18 protein-coding genes are annotated in these 21,808 nt (G+C 38.6%); 10 read left to right on the plus strand and 8 right to left on the minus strand.

The window, feature by feature from the left end; genetic code table 11:
• Window positions 1-10: 10 nt before the first annotated feature.
• The 7 genes from ABMA72_RS12790 to ruvX form a co-directional block, all read right to left on the minus strand.
• Window positions 11-382, minus strand: a complete 372-nt coding sequence (locus tag ABMA72_RS12790; RefSeq protein ID WP_392858849.1) for a TraR/DksA family transcriptional regulator — start codon at window positions 380-382, stop codon at window positions 11-13.
• A gap of 340 nt (window positions 383-722) precedes the next feature.
• Complete coding sequence (locus tag ABMA72_RS12795) at window positions 723-4,292, minus strand: hypothetical protein (RefSeq protein WP_393057385.1); 3,570 nt, start codon at window positions 4,290-4,292, stop codon at window positions 723-725.
• A 142-nt stretch (window positions 4,293-4,434) separates the two neighbouring features.
• Entirely contained in the window at window positions 4,435-5,952 is a 1,518-nt protein-coding gene (locus ABMA72_RS12800) for a hypothetical protein (RefSeq protein WP_393057387.1), read from the minus strand.
• Between the two features lie 127 nt (window positions 5,953-6,079).
• Window positions 6,080-6,889 carry a DUF808 family protein gene (locus ABMA72_RS12805; RefSeq protein ID WP_393057389.1) on the minus strand — a complete coding sequence of 270 codons (810 nt, stop codon included), beginning with the start codon at window positions 6,887-6,889 and terminating at the stop codon, window positions 6,080-6,082.
• Complete coding sequence (locus tag ABMA72_RS12810; RefSeq protein ID WP_392858857.1) at window positions 6,882-7,979, minus strand: FliG C-terminal domain-containing protein; 1,098 nt, start codon at window positions 7,977-7,979, stop codon at window positions 6,882-6,884. The genes ABMA72_RS12805 and ABMA72_RS12810 overlap by 8 nt, the downstream gene beginning before the upstream one ends.
• A 21-nt stretch (window positions 7,980-8,000) precedes the next feature.
• Entirely contained in the window at window positions 8,001-9,038 is a 1,038-nt protein-coding gene (mltG, locus tag ABMA72_RS12815; RefSeq protein ID WP_392858859.1) for an endolytic transglycosylase MltG, read from the minus strand.
• Between the two features lie 38 nt (window positions 9,039-9,076).
• Window positions 9,077-9,535, minus strand: a complete 459-nt coding sequence (ruvX, locus tag ABMA72_RS12820; protein ID WP_393057391.1) for a Holliday junction resolvase RuvX — start codon at window positions 9,533-9,535, stop codon at window positions 9,077-9,079.
• A gap of 212 nt (window positions 9,536-9,747) precedes the next feature.
• Here ruvX and rho point away from each other — a divergent pair, with 212 nt between their 5' ends.
• From rho to ABMA72_RS12850, 6 genes are all read left to right on the plus strand, one after another.
• Window positions 9,748-10,995: a transcription termination factor Rho gene (rho, locus tag ABMA72_RS12825; RefSeq protein ID WP_392858865.1), complete on the plus strand. Its 1,248-nt coding sequence runs from the start codon at window positions 9,748-9,750 to the stop codon at window positions 10,993-10,995.
• A 28-nt stretch (window positions 10,996-11,023) separates the two neighbouring features.
• Window positions 11,024-12,088, plus strand: coding sequence for a peptide chain release factor 1 (gene prfA, locus ABMA72_RS12830; protein ID WP_392860228.1), 1,065 nt, complete (start codon window positions 11,024-11,026; stop codon window positions 12,086-12,088).
• Window positions 12,089-12,096: 8 nt separating this feature from the next.
• The gene (locus ABMA72_RS12835; RefSeq protein ID WP_392858868.1) at window positions 12,097-12,981 is read left to right on the plus strand and encodes a N5-glutamine methyltransferase family protein; all 885 of its coding nucleotides are present in this window, start codon (window positions 12,097-12,099) and stop codon (window positions 12,979-12,981) included.
• Window positions 12,974-14,224, plus strand: coding sequence for a UDP-N-acetylglucosamine 1-carboxyvinyltransferase (murA, locus tag ABMA72_RS12840; protein ID WP_392858870.1), 1,251 nt, complete (start codon window positions 12,974-12,976; stop codon window positions 14,222-14,224). The genes ABMA72_RS12835 and murA overlap by 8 nt, the downstream gene beginning before the upstream one ends.
• An 11-nt stretch (window positions 14,225-14,235) precedes the next feature.
• The gene (locus ABMA72_RS12845) at window positions 14,236-14,571 is read left to right on the plus strand and encodes an HIT domain-containing protein (RefSeq protein ID WP_392858872.1); all 336 of its coding nucleotides are present in this window, start codon (window positions 14,236-14,238) and stop codon (window positions 14,569-14,571) included.
• Between the two features lie 100 nt (window positions 14,572-14,671).
• Entirely contained in the window at window positions 14,672-15,643 is a 972-nt protein-coding gene (locus tag ABMA72_RS12850) for a hypothetical protein (RefSeq protein WP_393057393.1), read from the plus strand.
• A 39-nt stretch (window positions 15,644-15,682) separates the two neighbouring features.
• Here the strand turns inward: ABMA72_RS12850 and ileS are convergent, their stop codons facing one another.
• Window positions 15,683-18,814, minus strand: coding sequence for an isoleucine--tRNA ligase (ileS, locus tag ABMA72_RS12855; protein ID WP_393057395.1), 3,132 nt, complete (start codon window positions 18,812-18,814; stop codon window positions 15,683-15,685).
• Between the two features lie 164 nt (window positions 18,815-18,978).
• On the opposite strand from ileS, the gene ABMA72_RS12860 reads away from it, so the two are divergent.
• Genes ABMA72_RS12860 through ABMA72_RS12875 form a run of 4 tightly spaced genes read left to right on the plus strand, consistent with a single transcriptional unit; the run spans window position 18,979 to window position 21,785 of the window.
• Window positions 18,979-20,415 (plus strand): hypothetical protein, encoded by a 1,437-nt coding sequence (locus tag ABMA72_RS12860; protein ID WP_393057397.1) that lies wholly within the window; start codon window positions 18,979-18,981, stop codon window positions 20,413-20,415.
• Entirely contained in the window at window positions 20,393-20,947 is a 555-nt protein-coding gene (locus ABMA72_RS12865; protein ID WP_393057399.1) for a Maf family protein, read from the plus strand. The genes ABMA72_RS12860 and ABMA72_RS12865 overlap by 23 nt, the downstream gene beginning before the upstream one ends.
• Window positions 20,926-21,294 (plus strand): DUF167 domain-containing protein, encoded by a 369-nt coding sequence (locus tag ABMA72_RS12870; RefSeq protein WP_393057401.1) that lies wholly within the window; start codon window positions 20,926-20,928, stop codon window positions 21,292-21,294. Before ABMA72_RS12865 ends, ABMA72_RS12870 begins: the two co-directional genes overlap by 22 nt.
• Window positions 21,291-21,785, plus strand: coding sequence for a hypothetical protein (locus ABMA72_RS12875; RefSeq protein ID WP_392858887.1), 495 nt, complete (start codon window positions 21,291-21,293; stop codon window positions 21,783-21,785). Before ABMA72_RS12870 ends, ABMA72_RS12875 begins: the two co-directional genes overlap by 4 nt.
• Window positions 21,786-21,808 lie beyond the last annotated feature (23 nt).

Here is a 21,808-nt window from a genome sequence, read left to right on the forward strand (position 1 = left end):
ATGAAAAAAGCTAAGATGCTCTTCGCATGTGTTGTTCTTCACGCTCTCTTTCTTCAGCGTGTGTGATACATAGATCGGCCCATGGTTGGTTTTCAAGCCTTTTCTTACCAATTGGCTCGTCACAATCTTCACAGTGTCCGTAAGTACCGTCTTCAATACGGTGAAGCGCCTCTTCGATCTGTCTCAGCTTAGTCATCGCTCTAGCACGCATATTAAATGTAACCTGTTGGTTAATTACTGCGTTTGCTACGTCACCTTCATCAGGTAAATCATCTGTCGACATCTTAAGGTCTTCAGTACTTGTTAGAATACCACCGTTAAGAATCTCAGCTTTAGCGGCCAATAACTTCTTTTTAAAATATTCTAGTCTTTCAGCTTCCATTTAGTCCTCCTCCTTAACGAAGTAAAACAAGCAAAGTTTGTTGGTTAAACTATTACGCGACACTTAATTTTAACCCTGAATTTATTTAGTTCAAAAGTTGTTTTAAAAGTCGGCAATTGTTGCTTTTAATTCATTTTCAATAGTTGCCCTAAAACCTCAGCCTTTGCTTCGCTCTGAAGCTCCTTGGGAACCTATTGTAGGCACTCTTCGTATGTGGCGGGAAAATAATTAAGTTAATTTCTTTTTACCAATAATATCGGTAAGTTCTGCCGGTAATAAAAAAAGGACGCTGAACGCGTCCTTATTTTTTTCGCCTAAATTTATTGGCATTAAACTATGCTTATCGTTGATCCATCTCTTCTTTGATATATGGTCGGTTAAGATCTACTGCCCCAGTTGTTGAATTTACAACGAAGTACTTATCAAATGTTGTCGTTGCCATATCTGAAAGGGCGTAGTTTGTTCCATTTGTAAGAGTCCCTGTATCAAGAACTCCAGCAAATGAAGTTGGGTTGATAAAGACGTAGTGATTATTTAGAGAAGTTGCTGAACCAGCATTATTATTGCTGTGAATATCTGTTGGGTTATGGCCGTCTTTATGTCCTACATAGAGAACATTTTCATAACTAACATTAAATGTATTCACTCCTTTATTTGAGAAGAATGCATACGTGTTAACAGGCGCTGGATCAGTGAACATATTGCCAATAAACTCGAGGTTTCTAAAGGCAAATGTTTCAGCCGCTGACGTTGAGTAATCAATTCGATCAACAAAGAGGGAACCAGTAGGGGACGCAAAATTATTATTTTTCACACTTATATTTTCAAATAATATCCCTTCACCACTATTTTCTGTAGAGTAGGTACCAGCAACTAGACCTGTTGCCGCACAGCCAGTACTGCTTGCAATCGTATTATTTTCTAATTGAATATTGTAAAATTGTGCGCGGTCATCACCATAGTTATTATAGCGACTGATTCTTCCCATTAATAAACCAGCATCACCAGAGGCATCGCAATCAAAACTCATAATAGAATTGGCAATTCTTAGGTTTTTAATTCGTCCGTACTCAACATAAGGAAAAATTCCATTATAGCTTTTGTATAGGCCAGTATAGTTATTATTAATATTTGAAATCGTAAACCCGGCACCATCAAGTGAGCCGTTGAATGGAATATTATCATCAGATAGCTGAAGGAATTGTCCTCCCATATCAATATTGGCCGTTAATCTAAAATTGAAATTACTCAAGAATAAATTGTTCTTAATGAATAATAAATCAGATGAGTTTGAAAGAATAAATGGACTTCCTTCCGAGCCTGTTACTGTCGCGCGGCCATTTGTTGCAAATCTCATGAAGCGGTTAAATGCGACATTTAACTTAGAATCACCATTTGGAGTAAAGAATGGGCTACCAGTAAAAGTCGAAGGTAGAAACTTATTAGCAAGTTCGTTAAAAGTTAGGCTGATCTCACCACCAGGTGTTCCATATCTTAGGGCACTTTGAAGAAGTGCTGTTGAGCTATCAGTGTAGCCTTGGTAAACAACTTGATTTGTCGTGATTCTATCTAGGACGTTTGCTAGAGTTGTCTCATTGATAAATCCAATGAAGTCGATAATATGAGAAGTACTAGTTCCCCATCTCGTGTAGTGGTGACCATTAACCATCACGTAAGTATTTGTGTCCGACATAACTCCAATAAGAGAGCCACTTGAGTTTCCTGTAGCATAACCAAGAGTTGTAAAGAGTAGTCCCGAATAGAAGTTGCTATCAAAGTTTACAGAAGAATAACTGGCCGTTGATGTTAAAGTCCCTAGGGCACCACCAACACCTTCTAATCCTGAAGAGCTGGCCGCTGCTCCTGTAATGGAACTTGTCTCAACATGGTTAAGTCTAAAGTTTGCAGAACTTCCATCTAGGTTAAGTCTTCCAATTAAACCACCTGCACTACCATCAGCGCTAACCCTTGTTCTTGTTGCTGAATTGTGAATACCAAATGAATCACTAGGGTTTGTGAAAGCGGCATGACCGATAAGTCCACCAGCATTCTTTAGTGTTGTATCAATACTTCCTGTCGTGATCGAAGATCGAATTTGTAAATACTCTGGATTAAAGATTTTCCCTGCAATCCCTCCGGCACCTTGAATTGTATTGTAAGGAAGGTCACTACTAATTGCTAAGTGAATATTATTCTCTCCCAATTCAAGACGGCCATAGTAGTTGGCAGCAGTTGACTGTTGTTGTCCTAAGACACCACCAATAATCGCTGGAGCTGCAGAAGTATAAGTATTCGCAAAAGTATAATTATTACTATAAGTATTAATATTTGTATTATTCTCAGAGAATCCAATAAGTCCACCAACAGATTGTTGTGTATTTGTTGAATCAACTTCAATATTAATATTACCTTTTACATCATAAATTTGAACTTCACGATTATAAGTCGCATCAGCTGAACCACTTGTTAGGGCACCAACTAGTGCGCCTACATAAGCGCTATCAGAAGCAGGAAGGCCCGTACATTTTAGATTGAAATTTTCAAAAGTAATTCTTTCGAATCTAGTGTTTAGACTTTTTGATGTCGTCCCATCGTAGTATGACTGATTAACAAGTGCACCACATGAGTAACCTAGACTTGACCCTGAAGGCGTTGCAGATGGTGTCGAGTTAGTCATTGAGCCTGAAATTGTTAATTCATGAAACTCGGAAGAGTCACCTAAGTACTTGGCAATAACAGGTCCGCCAGTAAGAGAGTTAACATTAATATTTAAGTTCTCAATACCTGCAGACTCATCAGTTACATTACTTCCGATACTATTAAATAACGAATCTGTCGCACCAATAATATGCGGTTGCTTATTAATACTTAGAAGAATGTCTCCTTCAATATATCCTGTGAAATCAGTGCTACTTGTTGCTGGAGCACTACCTGCAAAGTCGATCTTTCTTCCAATGATATATTCATCAGAAGGGTAGGAAGCGATATTATTAAATTGATCGGCCGTACAAATAATATTAAATCCTCTTGATCCAGCGCTATCAGCTGCAAATGGAGAGCTTGTTGCCGCTCCTGCAAATGCACAAGAATCAAAGCCTGCAAGTAGAGTAAGACCTGTCGCTGAATCTTCTGTTGCTAGTAGATACTCCTCTGAAGGAAGTCCTGCTGTTCTTGGAATCCTTTTAACTTGAGAGGCTCCAGAGCAAGCAGTATCATAGTAGGCTACAATTTCAACTGGATTATAAAAACCACTATCACTAGTAACAACGTTATAGTCGGCAGTTAGGTCATAGGTGAAAATATCTCCAGCATTTGGTGTTAAGCATTTTGACTCAAGAGTTAAGCTTGGATCGACGACTCCTTCAGCATTAATTGAAGGGTAGCGAATCTTAAGTGATTGAGCGTTACTTGGAGCTTCATCGCAGCTTTCTCTTTTTCCTTTCCCAAAAACTTGGACAACCCCGTGACAAGTTTCAACCTTGAACTGATTTCCTGTCGTACTGTCATGAACAACTGTATTAGTTAGTGATGCACAATTGGCCGTTGTCATTACTAGATTCATTGGAGTTTCAGTAGAGTCAACTTGAGTATTAATTTGAGAACAATACTTTGTTCCAACTAGATTCGTTGGAGTCGTTCCTTGGTGCCAACCGATGGCCTTTACATCGTAGTTTCCAAAAGGAAGCTCAATTTCGATTTCAGAAGGGGAGCTTGGATCAAGACCAATTTGAAAAACTTGTTTTGTATCGTTATTTCTTCCAAAGATAAGTACACCACCATCAAAGTTTGAGTTTAAGTCTCCAACTAAAAATTGTGATTTTGAAAAAGTAACTTTTGTGTTTGATGTTTTTACTCCACATGAAGTGAGAAGAAGTGAAACAAGAAATAATCCAAAAATATGACGGTGCATACGGTCCCCAAATTCAATTTAATCCACAAAACTTATCGGTTAAGCCAATCTTAACCTTTAAAGAATAAGGGACAAAAATCTACGGGATTTCAAAGCTTTAGATGAGCGATTGGCCAAGGAAATGCCATTTCTTAGTGCCATCTTAGTAATATGTGTAGTTGAAAAGCTGACCATTGGCATTTAAGTCAAAGTTACCTGAACCTGCAGGAGAGCCTGCGATTGTAAGCGTACAAGTCGTATAGGGAGAACATGAAATGTCTCCTGTGATTGATAAGGTGTCTGGAGTTGAAGAGATAGTAAAACTCACCATACTATCAGTGTTATTATTGAATGTAATTGTCGTGTTTCCACCTGTTGTAATATCAACATTTGATCCCGGTGCTGGTATGAAATCCGAATCCGGAATCATAACAATAGGATTTGCCATTACACTGAATCGCTTTTCTGGAGAATAAATTGTCATACTTGAACCATCATCATAATACGATCCAATCATTTTAAACTCAAATGTCTCACCAAGATCAAAGCTCGTTGTATTTCCATCAAGAACAACATCACCTGTGGTCATATCATATGAGATAGGGCCAGAGCCAATTGGATATCCACAGGCAACAAAAGTCGAATCATCTGTTCCTGCGACCTTGTATTCACAAGTATAATTCATGGAATTGCCTTGATAGGTATCATTCCCAACATCATATGGGCCACCCACCTGTACTGTAGTCGAAGAGTTTCTTTCAAATGAATAATTCGAATTTGTAATCGAAATTTCAAATGGAGTCGGAGGCATTAAGTAAGTAAAGTATGTCCCATCATAGAAGTGACGATCATTTCCAGCAGTATCTTTTTCACCAATACTATTCATCGTTGCAAGCTTGCCATTAAGTCCCATCGAGCAATCTGTTGTTCCACCATCTTTATCTTCATAACCCTCAATTCTAAGAGGTAAGTGAAAGCCTCCTGTTAGTCTTACTGGAAGAACCAGTCCAACGGAAGCATCAAGAACCATTTTTGCGTAGTCGCCACCATCTAAAAGATTACCATTAGCACTGCTATAGCAAGTATTCATTGATTCAGTAAATTTTGATTGAGTATAGATTTGATCACGATTTATAGGCCCCTCGTAGTGAGGAATACCAAACTTTAAAGATAAGTCAGTTGCATTAAACCTTACGTATTCACCCATATTACAACTTGTTGTTTCACAGATAGACATATACTTGGCCGTTTGAAGTCCATCAATAAATTCAGCACAAGGGTGGCCTGTATCCACAACATTTGCCGGTGCCGTTTGATCGACTTTTGTCAGATTAAAATTAAATGTTGTTTGTTCTGGAATTACAGCATTCTTTACGACAGAGCAATAGAGATCACCTTCCATCATCTCGCCGGCCGTTGAACCATGCCAGCCTAAAACCATAATTTTCCAATTACCATTATCAAACTCGTGATCAAGAGTTGCCTGTGAAAGGGGAACAACATAGAGAAGGGGAGGTTTATCTGAAGGGCCACCAACTGCTAACATAACAGCACCATTATCAAAGAGACCTGCTACTTGAGAGAATGCTCCTTGAAGCTTAACTTCGACATTTGAGGTTTTTCCCCCACATGAAGTTAGGATGATAGCGAATGAAATTAGTAGCATATTGATAATTTTCATAATTCCCTCAGACAGTTAACTAAATAAATTATCGTCTATCGCTATAATAAACTTTAATTTAGTGTAGACTAAATTTCTTGTGATTACAGTCGTTTAGGGAGATGCTTATTAAGAGATATGCCAATAATTAGCGTAAGAACTTTGATTTTATATGCGATAGAATGCTTTGAAGGATAAGGGCCGAAAAGCCTCCCACAAGCCCTAGAAATAGGTTTTGAAGTACTTCATAGGTATAGAGGTCCAAGTGAAAGCTATGAGCGAAGATACCGCCGGCCACAAGAAACATGGCAATTGTCCCGACAATTCCAAGTCCTCTCATAATCCAAGGCATTGAGCTGACACAGGCATAGCCAAGTTTCTTATATTCTTTTCTGATTAGATAGAGTCCAAGATCATCAATTTTAACTAAGATAGCAACGAGACCGTAAATTAGAATCGAGGCCAGAAGCCCTACAATAACAAGAGTCATAAGCTGATTAACAAATGGGCCACTAATACTATTTTGTGCAATAACGATAATTTCAATTGAAAGAATTAAGTCCGTGCGAATTGCACCTGAAACTTTCTTTTCTTCACTTATCTCTGCCAGATTCTTCTTACTATCCTGCTTGGTAACTTTTTCTAAAACCTTGTGGGCACCTTCATATGCCAAGTAAATTCCACCAATTAGTAGAACAACTTGAAGCGCTGGAGGGTAGAAGTAAGTAAGAGCAACAACTCCTAAGATGCTGTAGAGTTTATTTAAGAGGGAGCCTACAAAGATCTTCCAGACCATAGGGAGTTCTTGATCGGCATTTACTCCGTGAATGACTCCGGCATTAACTGCGAGATCGTCACTCATTAGTGCACTGGTTTTCTTGATAGCAACTTTTGACATGATGGCCACGTCATCAAATGTTGTTGCGATATCATCGAGAAGAGACAGGAGACTAAACATATTTAACAAAAGACTTCGGGCTTAGAACTAGCTCGCCCGAGCGCTCCTTCTCATGGATGTATTTTCTTAATTCGTCTTGTGCCTTATTGATTGCTGAAGCAGGCTTGGGTTGATCATACTTCATGAGAAACTCTTCTCGTACACCAGCAGTAACTTCAGATAGAAGATCGTTGATTAACTCTTTAGACGACATCCTTAAGGCACAGGCCATAAGATCAAGGCTAAAGTTTAAGAAGAATTCACGCTTCATATCGATCGTCATATATCGAAGGCGATCGATATCTTCTACTGACTCAGAAATATTGATGGCAAGTTGAGGATTCTTATCGTGAATCTTTGCAAGTTGCTTTTGATAATCATCAGGGTTTAAACCATTAAATAGGTTTGTATCAAGCCCTTTTAATTTATTTTGTCTCTTCTTAACTAGAGAGCCGATTGAATCATATGTAATTGAATTTAGCGTTTGTGTGAATTCAACACCAATGCGAAGAAGGTGAGTTTGTAGGCCTTCTCCTGAAACGCGGTAGCGGTTAACTGAAGCGATCTTCGCTTCATGTTGTTGTGGTAGCTCTTGATCCGTTATAGAAGTGATATAAACTGTTTTACCGATCTCGTACTTAGCTTTTCTTTTGGCATCAATAACAAAAGCAAGCCCTCTTAGTGATATGTCGAGAATGATATCGTGTTGAGTTTCATCTTCACCTTCAACTTTATAAGAGATATTTTTGAAGTCTGGATATTTGTAAGTAAACCTCTCCACACTTCGTCGATCACGCATGCGAACTTCACTAGGTGTCTTAAATGAAAGTCCACCATTTTCTAACTTGAAAATATCTTTTTTAAATATCATATCCCCAGCAGGGTAGTGAAAGAATACAGGAGAAAGGGGTGCGATTCGAGTGTAGTAAGGTGCACTTTCTTTTGTTAATTTAATCGAACATTTTTCAATTGTAACGGAGTTGAAAGTTGCAGTGTACTCTTCGCGCATGTCTTCGTTGTTTTGCCAAAATTTCAAAACAGCGCCTTCCTCATAGAGCTCATTAAGCCTTTTGAGAATATATTCTTGATCGAATGATGACCATAGTTTCATAAATTAATACTTCTTTAGTTCTTATTGTTTCTTATTAAGATCTCGCCAGCTACGCCCCTTGCGGTTTGCTCTGTTCTTTTGCCAAAAATCAACGGCCTGACTGTGTTCTTTATATGTTTTAGAAAAAACGTGAGTCCCATCATTTTTTGAAACAAAGTAAAGGTAATCGTGTTTCTTAGGGCTAAGTGCAGCTTTCAGTGCCGCAAGTCCTGGGTTGGCAATTGGCCCAACTGGAAGACCTGAGATCTTGTAAGTATTGTATGGAGTTTTCTGTCTAAGGTGTTTCTTTCTAATATTACCTTTGTAAGACTCCCAAATTCCATAGATCGTTGTTGGATCAGATTGAAGACGCATTCTCTTTTTTAGACGATTGTGAAAAACACCCGAGATCGTTGGCCTTTCAAATTTTGCACCCGTTTCTTTTTCAACCATTGAGGCAAGAGTGACAAGCTGGTGCTTTGTTAGTCTTACTTTTGAAAAGTCTAAGTCTTTTGTTTTGTCTTTAAAGTTGTCATACATGCGGTGGATAATCGCACGGGCCTTCATCTTTTCATGGAATTGGTAAGTATCAGGGTAAAGATATCCTTCTACTCGGTCTGCTGGAATTCCTAGAGAGTGAACAAATTTCTTATCCTTTGCTTCTTTAATGAAATCTTTTTCATCAACAATTTTCTCATCGGCCAAGGCCTTTGCAATTTGAAAGAGGTTATAACCTTCTGGGATTGTTACTCTTACGGCCAAACTCTTTCCACTGATAAGTAGAGCAAGTAGCTCATCCATTGTTATTCCTTTAGGAATGACATAGCGGCCGGCCTTAAAGCTTGTTAGCTTTCCTTCAAATTTTACATAGCGATGGAAAAGGCGCGGAGAGTAGATGATCTTGTCTTGTGCTAAACGGTAGTTAATCGTTCCAAAAGTGTCTCCACTATTGATTTGGAATTCAGTTTCAGGGCCACCGTATTGCCAATGATAAATGTTGTAATAAGTGTGTGCCACTAAGAGGCAGATCGATAATGCAGGTGCAAGCACCAAAAAAATAAATAAGTTTTTCTTTGTCATAATAACAATAGGATATCTTATTTTTAGATTTTGTGAAATTAACTTCTTATGAAATCTTCTAGGATGATCACCGCGCTAAGCTCATCAATTTTTGTTGGATCAAATTGAAAATTGTACTCCGGAGAGTTTAGCATTCGCTCCTTGGCCGACTTTGTCGTTAAGGTTTCATCTTGTTGGTAGAATTTTACACTAGGAAATTTCTCAACTAATGCGTTGAAGATGGCCTTGTGCTCTTTAGTCTTCTCACTTTCGTTACCATCGACGTAGTATGGGATACCCATGACGATAACTTCCACAACTTGGTCCTCAATAACTTGTTCAAGCTCAGTGTAAAAGTGTGCGATTCCTTTATTGATAATTCGACCGGCACCAATTGGAAACGGCTCACGCCCAGGGCAGTAGAAGCCAAGGCCTATGACCTTCTCACCAAAGTCGATGGAGAGGATATTAAGACCGCGAAACTCTTCAAATTTAGGATAGCTAGAAAACTCATTCATATTAGGTAGTTATGCCCATTTTGGCGCCGCAAGTCAATCTCTAAAGTCAGCTTGACTAGGAAAGGGGGAGGGTTTATGATGAGTTTATCTATTTAAATCAATACCAACCAATTTAATCTTATAAATCCATGCCATTAATGGATCATTAATAGAGGCAAATTCTAAATAAATCCAATTTTATATATTCAGATATTTCAGGAGTAGTACATTTTATGCATTTAAGTGAATTGAGAGAGATGGAAATCAAAGAGTTAAACAAGATTGCTGAAAAGGCAAAAATTGAAAACTCTGCGGGGATGAAAAAACACGAACTAATCTTTGCTATTCTAAAAGCACACGCAAAAGAGAAACAGGACATTTTTGGAAATGGTGTTCTTGAAATCTTACCAGATGGTTTCGGTTTCTTAAGATCTCCTGGATATAACTACCTTCCTGGTGCCGATGATATTTACGTATCACCAAGTCAAATTAGAAAGTTCGCCCTTAAGAAAGGTGACTCTGTAGAAGGACAGATTCGTCCACCAAAAGATAACGAAAGATACTTTGCTCTTTTAAAAGTAAGCACAATCAACGATCAAGAGCCTGCTGCTCACAAGAAGACAGTTCTTTTCGATAACTTAACTCCACTATACCCACAAAAGAAGATCAATCTTGAGTTTAATCCAAGCAATTACTCAACTCGTATGATCGATATGTTCGTACCACAAGGGTTTGGTCAACGTTGTCTAATCGTTGCACCTCCAAAAGCTGGTAAGACGCATTTATTACAAGAAGTTGCTAACGCAATTACTGAAAATCACCCAGACTCAGTTCTTATCGTTCTTCTAATTGATGAAAGACCGGAAGAAGTAACTGATATGAAGAGAAATGTTAATGCGGAAGTTGTTTCATCAACATTTGATGAGCCAGCAAACCGTCACGTTCAAGTAGCAGAGATGGTTCTTGAAAAAGCAAAACGTCTAACTGAAGCAGGGAAAGATGTTATCATCCTTCTTGACTCAATCACTCGTCTTGCTCGTGCATATAACACTGTTGTTCCACCATCTGGAAAGATCCTTTCTGGTGGGGTTGACTCAAATGCTCTACACAGACCAAAGAGATTCTTCGGTGCTGCTAGAAATATTGAAAATGGTGGTTCACTTACAATCATCGCTACTGCACTTGTTGATACAGGTTCAAGAATGGATGAAGTTATCTTTGAAGAATTCAAAGGAACTGGTAACTCTGAAATTCAACTTGATAGAAAGCTTCTTGAGAAGAGAATCTTCCCAGCTCTTGATATCAACAAATCTTCAACTCGTAAGGAAGACCTACTTATGGATCAACTAGATCTACAAAGAACTTACGTTCTTAGAAAGGTTCTTCACCCAATGAGTACAATTGATGCAATGGAATTTATGCTTCAAAGAATTACGAAGACTAAGACTAATGCAGAATTCATGGACTCAATGAATAGCTAAGAAAAAGCTAAAAGGATTTTAAATGAGCATGTTTGATAAGCTTGATTCAGTAGTACAGCGCTTTGAGGTGCTGACTGAAAAAATGGCAGACCCAACATTATATGATAGGCAAGAGGAGTTCAAAAAGATTTCAGCAGAACGTGCAAATCTTGAAGAAGTTGTTATTGCTTACAAAAAATATAAGCAAATCAAAGAGGATATTGCCGAAGCAAAAGAGATGCTTAAGGAAAATGATCCTGATATGAAGGAGATGGCAAAAGAAGTTCTCGATGAGAATGAGCCATTAATTCCTGAGCTTGAAGATGAGCTTAAGATCCTTCTTCTGCCAAAAGATCCATTAGATGATAAGAACGTTATGGTTGAAATCCGTGCCGGTGCTGGTGGGGATGAGGCCTCGATCTTCTCTGGTGATGTTCTAAGAATGTACCAAAACTACGCTCGCTCAGTTGGTTGGAAAGTAGAAATCGATTCTCTTTCTGAAAATGATGAAGGGATTAAAGAAGTTGTCTTCTCAATCTCTGGTGAGAAAGTTTACTCAAAGATGAAATATGAATCTGGTGTACACAGAGTTCAACGTGTTCCAAAAACAGAATCTCAAGGGCGTGTCCACACATCAACGATTACAGTGGCAGTAATGCCTGAAACTGAAGATCTTGAGTGGGAGCTTGATATGAATGATGTTCGCGTTGAAGTTATGCGTGCCTCTGGTTCAGGTGGACAGCACGTTAACACGACTGACTCTGCGGTTCGTATGACTCACATTCCAACAGGAATTGCAGTTTATAACCAAGACCAAAAGTCACAGCTTAAAAATAAAGAGAAGGCCAAAAAGATTCTTGCAGCACGTATCTTCGATAAAATGCTTCAAGAAAAGAATGCTGAAGAAGCAGCTGAAAGAAAAGGCCTAATCGGTACAGGTGATCGTTCTGAGCGTATTAGAACTTATAACTATCCTCAGGGACGTTTAACTGACCACCGTATTGGTCTAACTCTTTACTCTCTTGATAAAATTATTGAGGGAGATATGGCACCGGTTCTTGATGCTCTAATTGCTCACAACCAAGCAGAGTTGCTTAAAGGCCAAGAGGAATAAGTAGTAGCATGAGCTTTACTACACTTGGGGACTACATCGGCTCGTTCTTTAATGAGAATAAAAAATTCTTAGAGGCAAACTACCCTGGAATTACTCTTTCTCGTTTAAAGGCCGAGCTGAAAGACTTCTGTCGCATCCTCGAGTCTCAATTCGATGACATTTATATTTCTGAAAATAAAGGTGTCATCGAAGAATTCTTAAAAAAAGTCAGGCAGGGAATCCCCCTCGAATATATTAGCAATCGCGCTTTCTTTTACCGTTCATCTTTTTATATAAATGAAAATGTACTAATCCCTCGAAGTGAAACTGAAATCATGGTGGAGTGGACCTCGGAGTATATTAAAAAGAATAAGCTCAATGATATCTCTATTGCTGATATCGGAACAGGAAGTGGTGCCATTGCTCTAAGTTTAGCGGGAGAAATTGGAGAAATTGAAGCGAGAATTGTGGCCAGTGATATTAGTCCAAAGGCCCTAGATGTTGCTCGTGCCAATAAATTCTTTCACCGATATCGCTATCCAAAGACTGTAAAAATCGTCTTTGAAGAATCTGATTTATTAACAAATCTCAATGAAAAATTCGACATCATAATTAGTAACCCTCCATATATTAAGGAGGACGCTGATTTAAGTGAAGTGCATGGACAGGTTCATCGTTTTGAGCCCCATCTTGCTCTTTACTTAAAAGATGAAGATTACGATAATTGGTTTAGAAATTTCTTCCAACAAGTGGAGGAGAAGTTGAATGCCGGTGGCCTGTTCATAATGGAAGGTAGTGAATTGCATTTAGAACACTTAAAAGATATTTTAGGTGAATATCAATTCTCTAATCTTGAACTGATTAAGGACTATACAGATCGCTACCGTTTTCTAAAAGGAATTAAAAATGGATAAAATTATAGTTAAAGGACCAGCACGTCTTTCTGGTGAAGTTGAAATATCTCCGGCCAAGAATGCCTGTCTGCCAATCTTAGCGGCAATCCTTTTAACAGATAAGAAAGTTACATTAACGAGCCTACCAAAGCTTCGTGACATTAATACAATGCTTAAACTTCTTGAGATGATGGGTGTGCAATGTGATCGCAATGGTAAGGATATTACTTTCGACGCTTCAGCTCTTAGCTCTCATGAAGCAACTTATGAACTTGTAAAAACAATGCGTGCATCGATCTTTGTTCTTGGGCCACTTCTTTCGCGCCTTGGAAAAGCTAAGGTTTCACTTCCTGGTGGTTGTGCCATTGGGACTCGTCCAATCGATATTCACCTCGATAACCTTGAGAAGATGAATGTTAAGATTGAAATGAAAAGTGGTTATGTTTATGCAGAAACGGATCACCTTAAGGGCGCTCATGTAAAACTAAAGTTCCCATCAGTTGGTGCAACTGAGAATCTAATCATGGCCGGAGTCTTTGCTGATGGTCAGACAATTATTGAGAACGCGGCAATGGAGCCAGAGATTGATGATCTTGCAAACTTCCTAAACGCATTAGGAGCGAAGGTTTCAGGAATTGGAACATCTCGTATTGTTGTCGACGGAGTTAAGGAACTCAACGGCGGAACTTACCAAGCAATTGGTGACCGTATTGAGGCCGCTACTTATATTATCGGAGGCCTTATGACGAAGTCTGAGGTTACGGTAAAAAACTTCAACCCAAAGCATCTCTTCAATGTTCTTGAAAACCTTCAAGGCATGGGAGCAAAGCTTGAGATCGGTGATGATTTTGTTAAAACATACCCGTCTTCACTAAAAGGTTCAAAAGTTATTACTGAGCCATTCCCTGGTTTTCCAACTGATGTTCAAGCGCAAATGGTTGCACTTTTAACAGTTGTTGAAGGGAACTCACTAGTAACAGAAAATATTTTTGAAAATCGTTTCATGCATGTGCCAGAGCTTACTCGTCTTGGTGCAAGTATTGAGCAACTTGGTAGCTCTGTCTTTATTGAAGGTGGAAAGCCTCTAACGGCAGCTCCTGTTATGTGTACTGATCTTCGTGCATCAGCGGCCCTCGTTCTTGCGGCCCTTTGTGCATACGGTGAAACGAAAATTGATCGTGTCTACCATCTTCAGCGTGGTTATGAAGATCTACCAGAGAAGCTTAAGAAGCTTGGTGCAAGTGTTGAACTCGTAAACGAATAGGGAGAAGCGTAATGAGTGATTGTTTATTTTGCAAAATTCTAAATGGTGAGATTCCTTCGACAAAGGTATTTGAAAACGAGAATGTCTATGCATTTCAAGATATTCAACCGTTAGCAAAAGAGCACTACTTGTTTATTCACCGCAACCATTCAAAGAATATCAATGAGATGAATCGCGATGATATGGCCCAAGTCTTTGATGCCATCAAGGAATTCACGCAGTCGAATGATCTCGAACAAAATGGCTTTCGTGTCGTTTCAAATGTTAACCAGCATGGCTGTCAGAGTGTTTTTCATACGCATTTTCACCTAGTTGGAGGTGAGCAGCTTAAGGGATTTGGCGCTTAGGTATCCCAAAATTAAAAAGATCTATTTCAAACTAGAAATATAGTCTCCTTAGGATTGATTTTAGCTATAACGGCAAAAATTAATTCTAAGGAGATTTTTTATGCGTTCAATTTTTCTGATTCCCATGATCCTACTTCTTTCCTGTGGGAAACCAAATGAAAGAGCATTTTTTGGTCAAAATCTTAATCCGAGCTTTAAAGGCCAGTCACTAACTGCAACACAAATTCAATGTCAGTCAATTCAAACCAATTTTTCAGGTGAAGAAATTTCTTGTCCAACGTCATTTATCAATGAAGACAAGTTGTTCCTTTTTTCAATCGAAGATAAATCAATTGATTTGAAAATATACCCTGATCTTGGCGAGCTCGAAGTTGCTATCTCGATTAATGAATTAATTCATGCCAATTTTTATCTTGTTTCAAAGTACGGAAAAAGGCTAAGTGAAGATTTCTTCTACGATGGTTCAAAGACATTGCGTTTTCAAGAATTAAATCGAGGTGACTTTGTCGCACATGAGGTCTACTTAAAGATGCGTGATTATATGACTGGACAGAGGCCAGTGGAAGTTGCAAAAGAGGAAGATTCAAATTGTAGCACTGGAGTCTTTAATATCGATGATGTAAATCTTTCTGATCTTAAAGGAGATTGTCATCAGTTAAGAATTGTTCCTCAGGTAAAGGCGCAAGCAATTACTCCAGAAATCGAAACGAAAGAAGTTAATGGCCGTCTGTTAATTTCAAGAACTAGTTTACCAAATTTAAATCAATTCAAAATGAAGATCTCTAAAGTCGGTGATTTTGTTGAAAAAGAATTCGGGCCATCAAAATTTTATCTCGTAAATATTGATGACTATGGAATTCAGTACTTCTTAAATAATAATCAATACTGTGTTGTTGAAGGAGTGGTCGAACTTTATGAATACGTACTTTCGAATAATCCTAGGAAGGTTAATCCAAGTAAGTATGAAGGGTATTATTTAAAAGTAGGGAAGAGACTTATTAAAAATATAAGATCGAAAAAGTGTTTTCCAGTTGTGCCAAAACTTACTGGTTATGTGGTTGTTAAGGAATAAAAAAGCCTCCGTAATGGAGGCTTTCTTTTTATGTGCTTATTAAGCTTTTACAATCGTCATTTTTAGATTCTCATCATCAACTTTGAACTCATGCTCAAGAGTATCTGTGCTAACAGTTAGAGAGTTAGCAAGAGTTTCTTTTGTGATGTAGTCAGTGTGAGTTTCAATTGCTTTTGCAAGAAGATCAGTAGCAGCAAAGTTAACTTCAATTCTATCTTCAACATTAAATCCAGAATCCTTTCTTGTTCTTTGGATTCTATTAACAACCTCACGTGCAAGACCTTCAAGGATTAATTCCTCTGAAAGGTTTGTGTCGATATCAATTGAAATATAACGGTTTGATAGGGCCTGAGTTCCTTCCTTTGCTTCTCTAAAGATTAGGATATCTTCTGGCGCAAAAGTTTCACCTGCAAGCTCTAAGCTTCCTTTTTCTTCTAATTCATTTAGTTCAGCTGCACCAAGTTTTGAAATTAGTCCCATGAACTTACCAAATTCTTTTCCTAGACGTTTACCAAGAACTGGAGAGTTTGGTTTCGCATAGAGCTTGATGTAGTGGTCTTCATCAGTTGTGTACTCAACAGACTTAACGTTAAGCTCTGATTGGATATAGCTTTCAAGCTTCTTGATTTCATCAAGTAAAGCTTGGTCTTTGTGAATGACACTTAGACGAGCAAGTGGAGTCTTAACCTTAATTTGTACCTGGTTACGCTTTTGACGTCCAAGTAGGATAATCTGTTGCATTCTATCAACGGCATCTTCAAGAACTGCATTCTTAAGTTCAGTGTTAGCAACAGGGTAGTCACAAAGGTGAACAGAAAGAGTTTTTTCACTTGAATCAAACTTCTTAAGCTCGCTAAAGATATGTTCCGATAGGAATGGCGCAAATGGTGCCATGGCAATCGTTACTTCTTTAAGAGTTGTAAAAAGAGCAGTGTATGCTTGATTCTTATCACTTGTTAGGCCTTCTCCCCAGAAACGTGAACGGTTCAGACGGATATACCAATTCGTTAAGTCTTCAATGAAGTGGAATAGGGCAGGTACAACGTTGTAAAGTTGGTACTGTGCCATTTCTGATTCAATATTTTCTTTAAGAGTTTGTAGTTTTGAGATAACCCAATTGTCAGTGATATTATCACCGCTTTCAGCATGCTCATTAAAATTCCATCCATCAATTGATGCATAAGTTTGGAAGAATTTGAAAGAGTTTAGCCAAGGAAGTAGAGCACGACGAACCATGTCCTTTACACCAGCATCAGTAAAGCGCTGCTCTTCACCTTTCACAAGTCCTGAGTTGATAAGGTATAGTCTTAGAGCATCTGATCCGAACTCTTCCATTAACTCATATGGAGCTGTGAAGTTTCTTAGAGACTTACTCATTTTCTTTCCATCTTCAGCAAGAACTAAACCGTTAACGATAACATTCTTGAAAGCTGGCTTATCAAATAGTGCCGTTGAAAGGATTGTCAGTGTGTAGAACCAACCACGTGTTTGGTCGAGACCTTCAGCAATGAACTCTGCTGGGAATCCGTTTTCAAAGATTTCTTTATTTTCAAATGGGTAGTGAAGTTGGGCGTATGGCATTGAACCAGACTCAAACCAACAGTCAAATACATCTGGAATACGCTTGTAAGTTCCTTCTTCGCCTTCGATTGTAAATGTCACTTCATCAGTGAATTCACGGTGAAGATCTGAAAGTTCAACACCTGAAAGCTCTTTTAGTTCTTCGATTGAACCAATACACTTCATGCTTCCTGTTTCGTCATTAATCCAAACTGGAAGTGGAGTTCCCCAAACACGTGTACGAGATACGGCCCAGTCGCGAGCATTCTCTAGCCACTTACCAAAACGGCCAGCTTTGATGTGTCCTGGTACCCAGTGAATTTCTTTGTTATTAGCAACAAGCTTGTCGACGATCTCTTCTACTTTTACATACCACTGAGGGATTGTACGGTAGATTAGTGGAGTCCCTGAACGGTAGCAGAATGGGTAGCTGTGAACGAGGTTTCCATGATCGTATAACTTTGTATTATCTTTTAACTCTTTGATAATTTCTTTATCAGCATCTTTTACGTAAAGACCTGCGTATGCTGGAACTTCTTTTGTGAATTGACCAGCATCATCGATTGGGCAAACTTCTGCCATCATGCCAGCTTCTTTACAGATTCTATTATCGTCTTCACCAAATGCTGGTGCTTGGTGAACAATACCTGTACCACTATCAGTTGTTACGTATTCGTCATTAAAGATTGTAAACGCACCTTCTTCTTTTAGATTTGCAAAGAAATCAAATAGTGGCTCATATCTAAGACCTAGTAGCTCAGTCCCTTTGAAAGACTCACCAACAACTTCAAGGTTACGCTTCTTAGCGAATGCTTCAACTCTTGCTTCTGCGAAGATAATTGTAACACCGCGATCATTATCTTTCACTCGTACATAATCCACATCTGGCCCAACACAAAGAGCAAGGTTAGATGGAAGCGTCCATGGAGTTGTTGTCCAAGCTGCGACGTAATCGGCACCTGCTTTTTCTGGATCATCTAATTTGAAAAGAACAGTAACTGCTGGGTCCTGAACATCACGGTAATCAAGACCTGCTTCAAAGTTTGAAAGTCCTGTACCAAGACCAGTTGAGTAAGGAACAACTTTTGTTCCCTTGTAGACCATATTCTTATCCCAAAGAGATTTGAATACCCACCAACATGATTCCATGAAAGTAGGGTCCATTGTCTTATAGTCATTGTCGAAATCTACCCAACGTCCAAGACGAGTAACAGTTTTACGCCATTCAGTTGTGTAGCGATCAACAATTGAGCGACACTCTTGGTTGTATCCTGCAACACCAAGTTTTTCGAGTGCTTCGTGTGCCGTCATTTGTAATTTCTTATTAATTTCTTGCTCAATTGGAAGTCCGTGCGTATCCCATCCAAATCTTCTTTGAACGTAGCGACCTTTCATTGTCCAATATCTTGGAACGATATCCTTTAGAGTTCCAGCAAGTAGGTGACCGTGGTGAGGAAGACCTGTCGCAAATGGAGGGCCATCATAGAAAATATAAGGCTCTTTCTCTTTTGTTTGCTCTAGTGATTTTTGGAAAATTTCATTCTCTTCCCAAAATTTTAAGACTTCATGTTCTGTGTTAACAAAAGAAAATTGTCCGTTATCCTGACTCATCGTATCAACCTTGTCTGTTATAGTTTTGCGTAAATTAATATTTGGCCCAAAATTTAACACGAAACCTATGATTTTGACAGTTTGGATAGGGCATAAAGTGCCGAAAAAGTCTCAATTTCTTACAGATTTAGGGCCAGTGGCCGAAATTGTCGATAAACTTCATGATGCTACGTATTTTATTGATTTTAACCATTACACTTTCAACCTTTGCTGGCCCGTCAGATCTTGAAACTAAGTTCAAGGATGATAGAAAGTCGCTAATCAGGTGGGATCAAATTAATGCCAAGAAATGGTTAGACTTTGATGAGTGGAAAGAAGAATTACGCTTTAAGGAAAGTTACCCTTTATGGCGTGACCTTGAGAAAATCTCTGGCATTGATGAAGAAATAGGACGTGTCATAAAATGCGTGGGTGAATGTACTCTTTTTCGAGCTCTTGGGAATAATCAAGTTGGATACCGTTCTCTTATAAAAGAAAATGATGATATCGAAACAGGAGTTGATAGCTATCTTTGGCTTATGCTCTTTGATGGGACGCTTATTCGCATGGCCCCTGAAAGTTCAATTTCACTAAAAGAAATGAATATTCTAAGAGACGAGGTCTTCTTCAATATTCGAATGAACGTCGGAAATATTCTTTTAATTTCACGCTCAAAAGAAAAGCTTGCAGATCTTGAACACAGAGACACTGATGCAGTTTTCTTTCCGTTGCCAATTAATAAAACGAACCCTGTTGTTTTTGATAAAGAGGTCTCTTTAAATGAATATCTTTTTCAAGATGGGCTACGTTATAAATCTCGTACACGCTTCATTAATGAGGCGATTGAAAAGAATAATAAGAGTGTTGTGAGAAAGAGTCGCTTCTTTATTCAGTCTCCACTTTATTCTTTTGAAGCCTATGCCCCATCTTTTGAAACATATGTTTCGATAGGGGATGACAGTTACTTAAAGTTTAGAGATGAGGAACAACTTGGTTATAAAAATGAATTGGCAACGACTCCCAAAATAAACCTACGCGGTTATGAAAATGATAGTTTTGAAGACCTAGAATATGGAAGCTGGTATAAGTTCTCATTCATTAATCGCAATATGTTTGTCACTAAAGACACTGAAGTTTTAAGCCAAAATGAATTATTTACCAAACGTATCTACGGTATCTACTACACGAGGGAAATATTTTTAGAACGCTATGGGAAGCCGCTCTTTGCTACTGGCAATGAAGTTCAGCTTGCAAGAAATTTTGGTCTAAGGCTGTGGAGCAAAGAAGAACTCAAGAAGCGTCTTGATTTCTTATGGACTAATGTCAGAGAAGTTGAAACGACTAATCTTGCTATTGCTGATCGCTACCGTAAATCTGTCCTCAGTCGTGCTAATCGCCGCGATAAAGAGGTGTTACGAAAAGATTTTTACACGAAGGCACAAGAAAGTTACTATAAAGTTGGTGCGATGGAGAATGCGAAAAGTTATTTTCCAAAGCTCAATTCTGAAAAACAAGAACTATGGAAGAAGTTAAATGGTATCTACACTGAAATTTATCCTGGCCTCAGGAAGTCCGCGTCGCAAGGAACTACTATCTTGGATGAAAGTTCCGATTCAAATTAAACCATCAGATGTTGAAGAAATAACAACGAAAGAACATCCTAAAGATATTGTCGAAGAGTTGGCCGAGCTAAAAGGGCGAGACATCTTTTCACAAGAATTTCCAAAAGATGACAAGGTCTTTGTTGTCGCTTCTGATACTCTTGTCGCCATTGGAGATAAGGTTCTAGGAAAGCCAAATGATCGTGAGCATGCAAGGCAGATGTTATTAGAGCTGTCTGGGAAAGAGCATGATGTTTTCACTGCTGTTTATATGGCATGTGGTGATAAAGAATATACTTTTTCAAGATGCTCAAAAGTTAAATTCACAGATATCTCACCTGAGATTTTAGATCTTTATCTTGAAAGTGATGAGGCGCTTGATAAGGCCGGATCATACGGGATTCAAGGACAGGGCCTTCTCTTTGTCGAGCATATGAGTGGCTCATATTCAAATGTTGTTGGTTTCCCGCTTGCTGACTTTATTGCGGAAATGAAAACCTTTCTTAATGAGATGGGACTCGATAGCAAGAATTGGAGACAATTATTCCAATAGGTGACTTTCTCCATTCTAAAAAACTAAATTTTACTACGGTCTCAAGTCATGCCGATGAGCTGGTACTTGAGGTCGAAGTCTGGGCAAAGCCTGGGGCAAAGGTTGAAAAGGTGAGTGTTGCCGAAACGGGACAACTTATTGTTAGCACTCAAGCTCCGCCTGAGGATGGTAAGGCCAACGCCGGTATTGAAAAGCTTGTTGCAAAGAAGTTTGGCGTAGCAAAAAATCAGGTTCAACTTACTCATGGACTCCAGTCGAAGTTTAAAAAAATGGCCATAAGCTTCGTCTTTGCGCATAATAAAGATACTGAATATTACTTAGCTAAGATAAAGAAGGCCCTAAATTGAAATCAGTTTTAATGACTCTTTTATTCATACCGACTCTGACTGTTTATGCTCAAGCAGAAAAAGGTGAGACTCAATCTGAAAAAGAGATGAGTAAGGTCATGTATGCGAAAATCGAAGAGGTGAAGAATATCCCACCAAAGGATTACGTGACAAAAACTCAGGTCATCAGAAAGGAAATTGATAAGTATATTGATCTTAAAAAAGGCGTTTGTTCTGGGGATTACTCGACATTTGTTTTAGATCATAAAGATATTGAGTCCAGCCAGCATAAGTTAACAAAGATAGAAAAAGACCTATGTTACCGAGAGCTAAGAGCTTTCCAGGTTACCTATATCAATAACTTATTTGTTGCCAAAAAGAATTACCTCAACCATTTACATGATGAAAGGCTAAAGAAATTAGAAGAAATACGCGAGGAAACGCTACGTAGCTTAAAAGCTACGTACGACAAGCAGCTAATTTCGCCTAAGCGAAACCGCAAGAGAAGATAAATAAGAAGAAAGCTGTAAGCTTA

The sequence above is a fragment of the Halobacteriovorax sp. CON-3 genome (genome assembly GCF_043196995.1).
In the GTDB taxonomy this organism is placed as follows: domain Bacteria; phylum Bdellovibrionota; class Bacteriovoracia; order Bacteriovoracales; family Bacteriovoracaceae; genus Halobacteriovorax_A.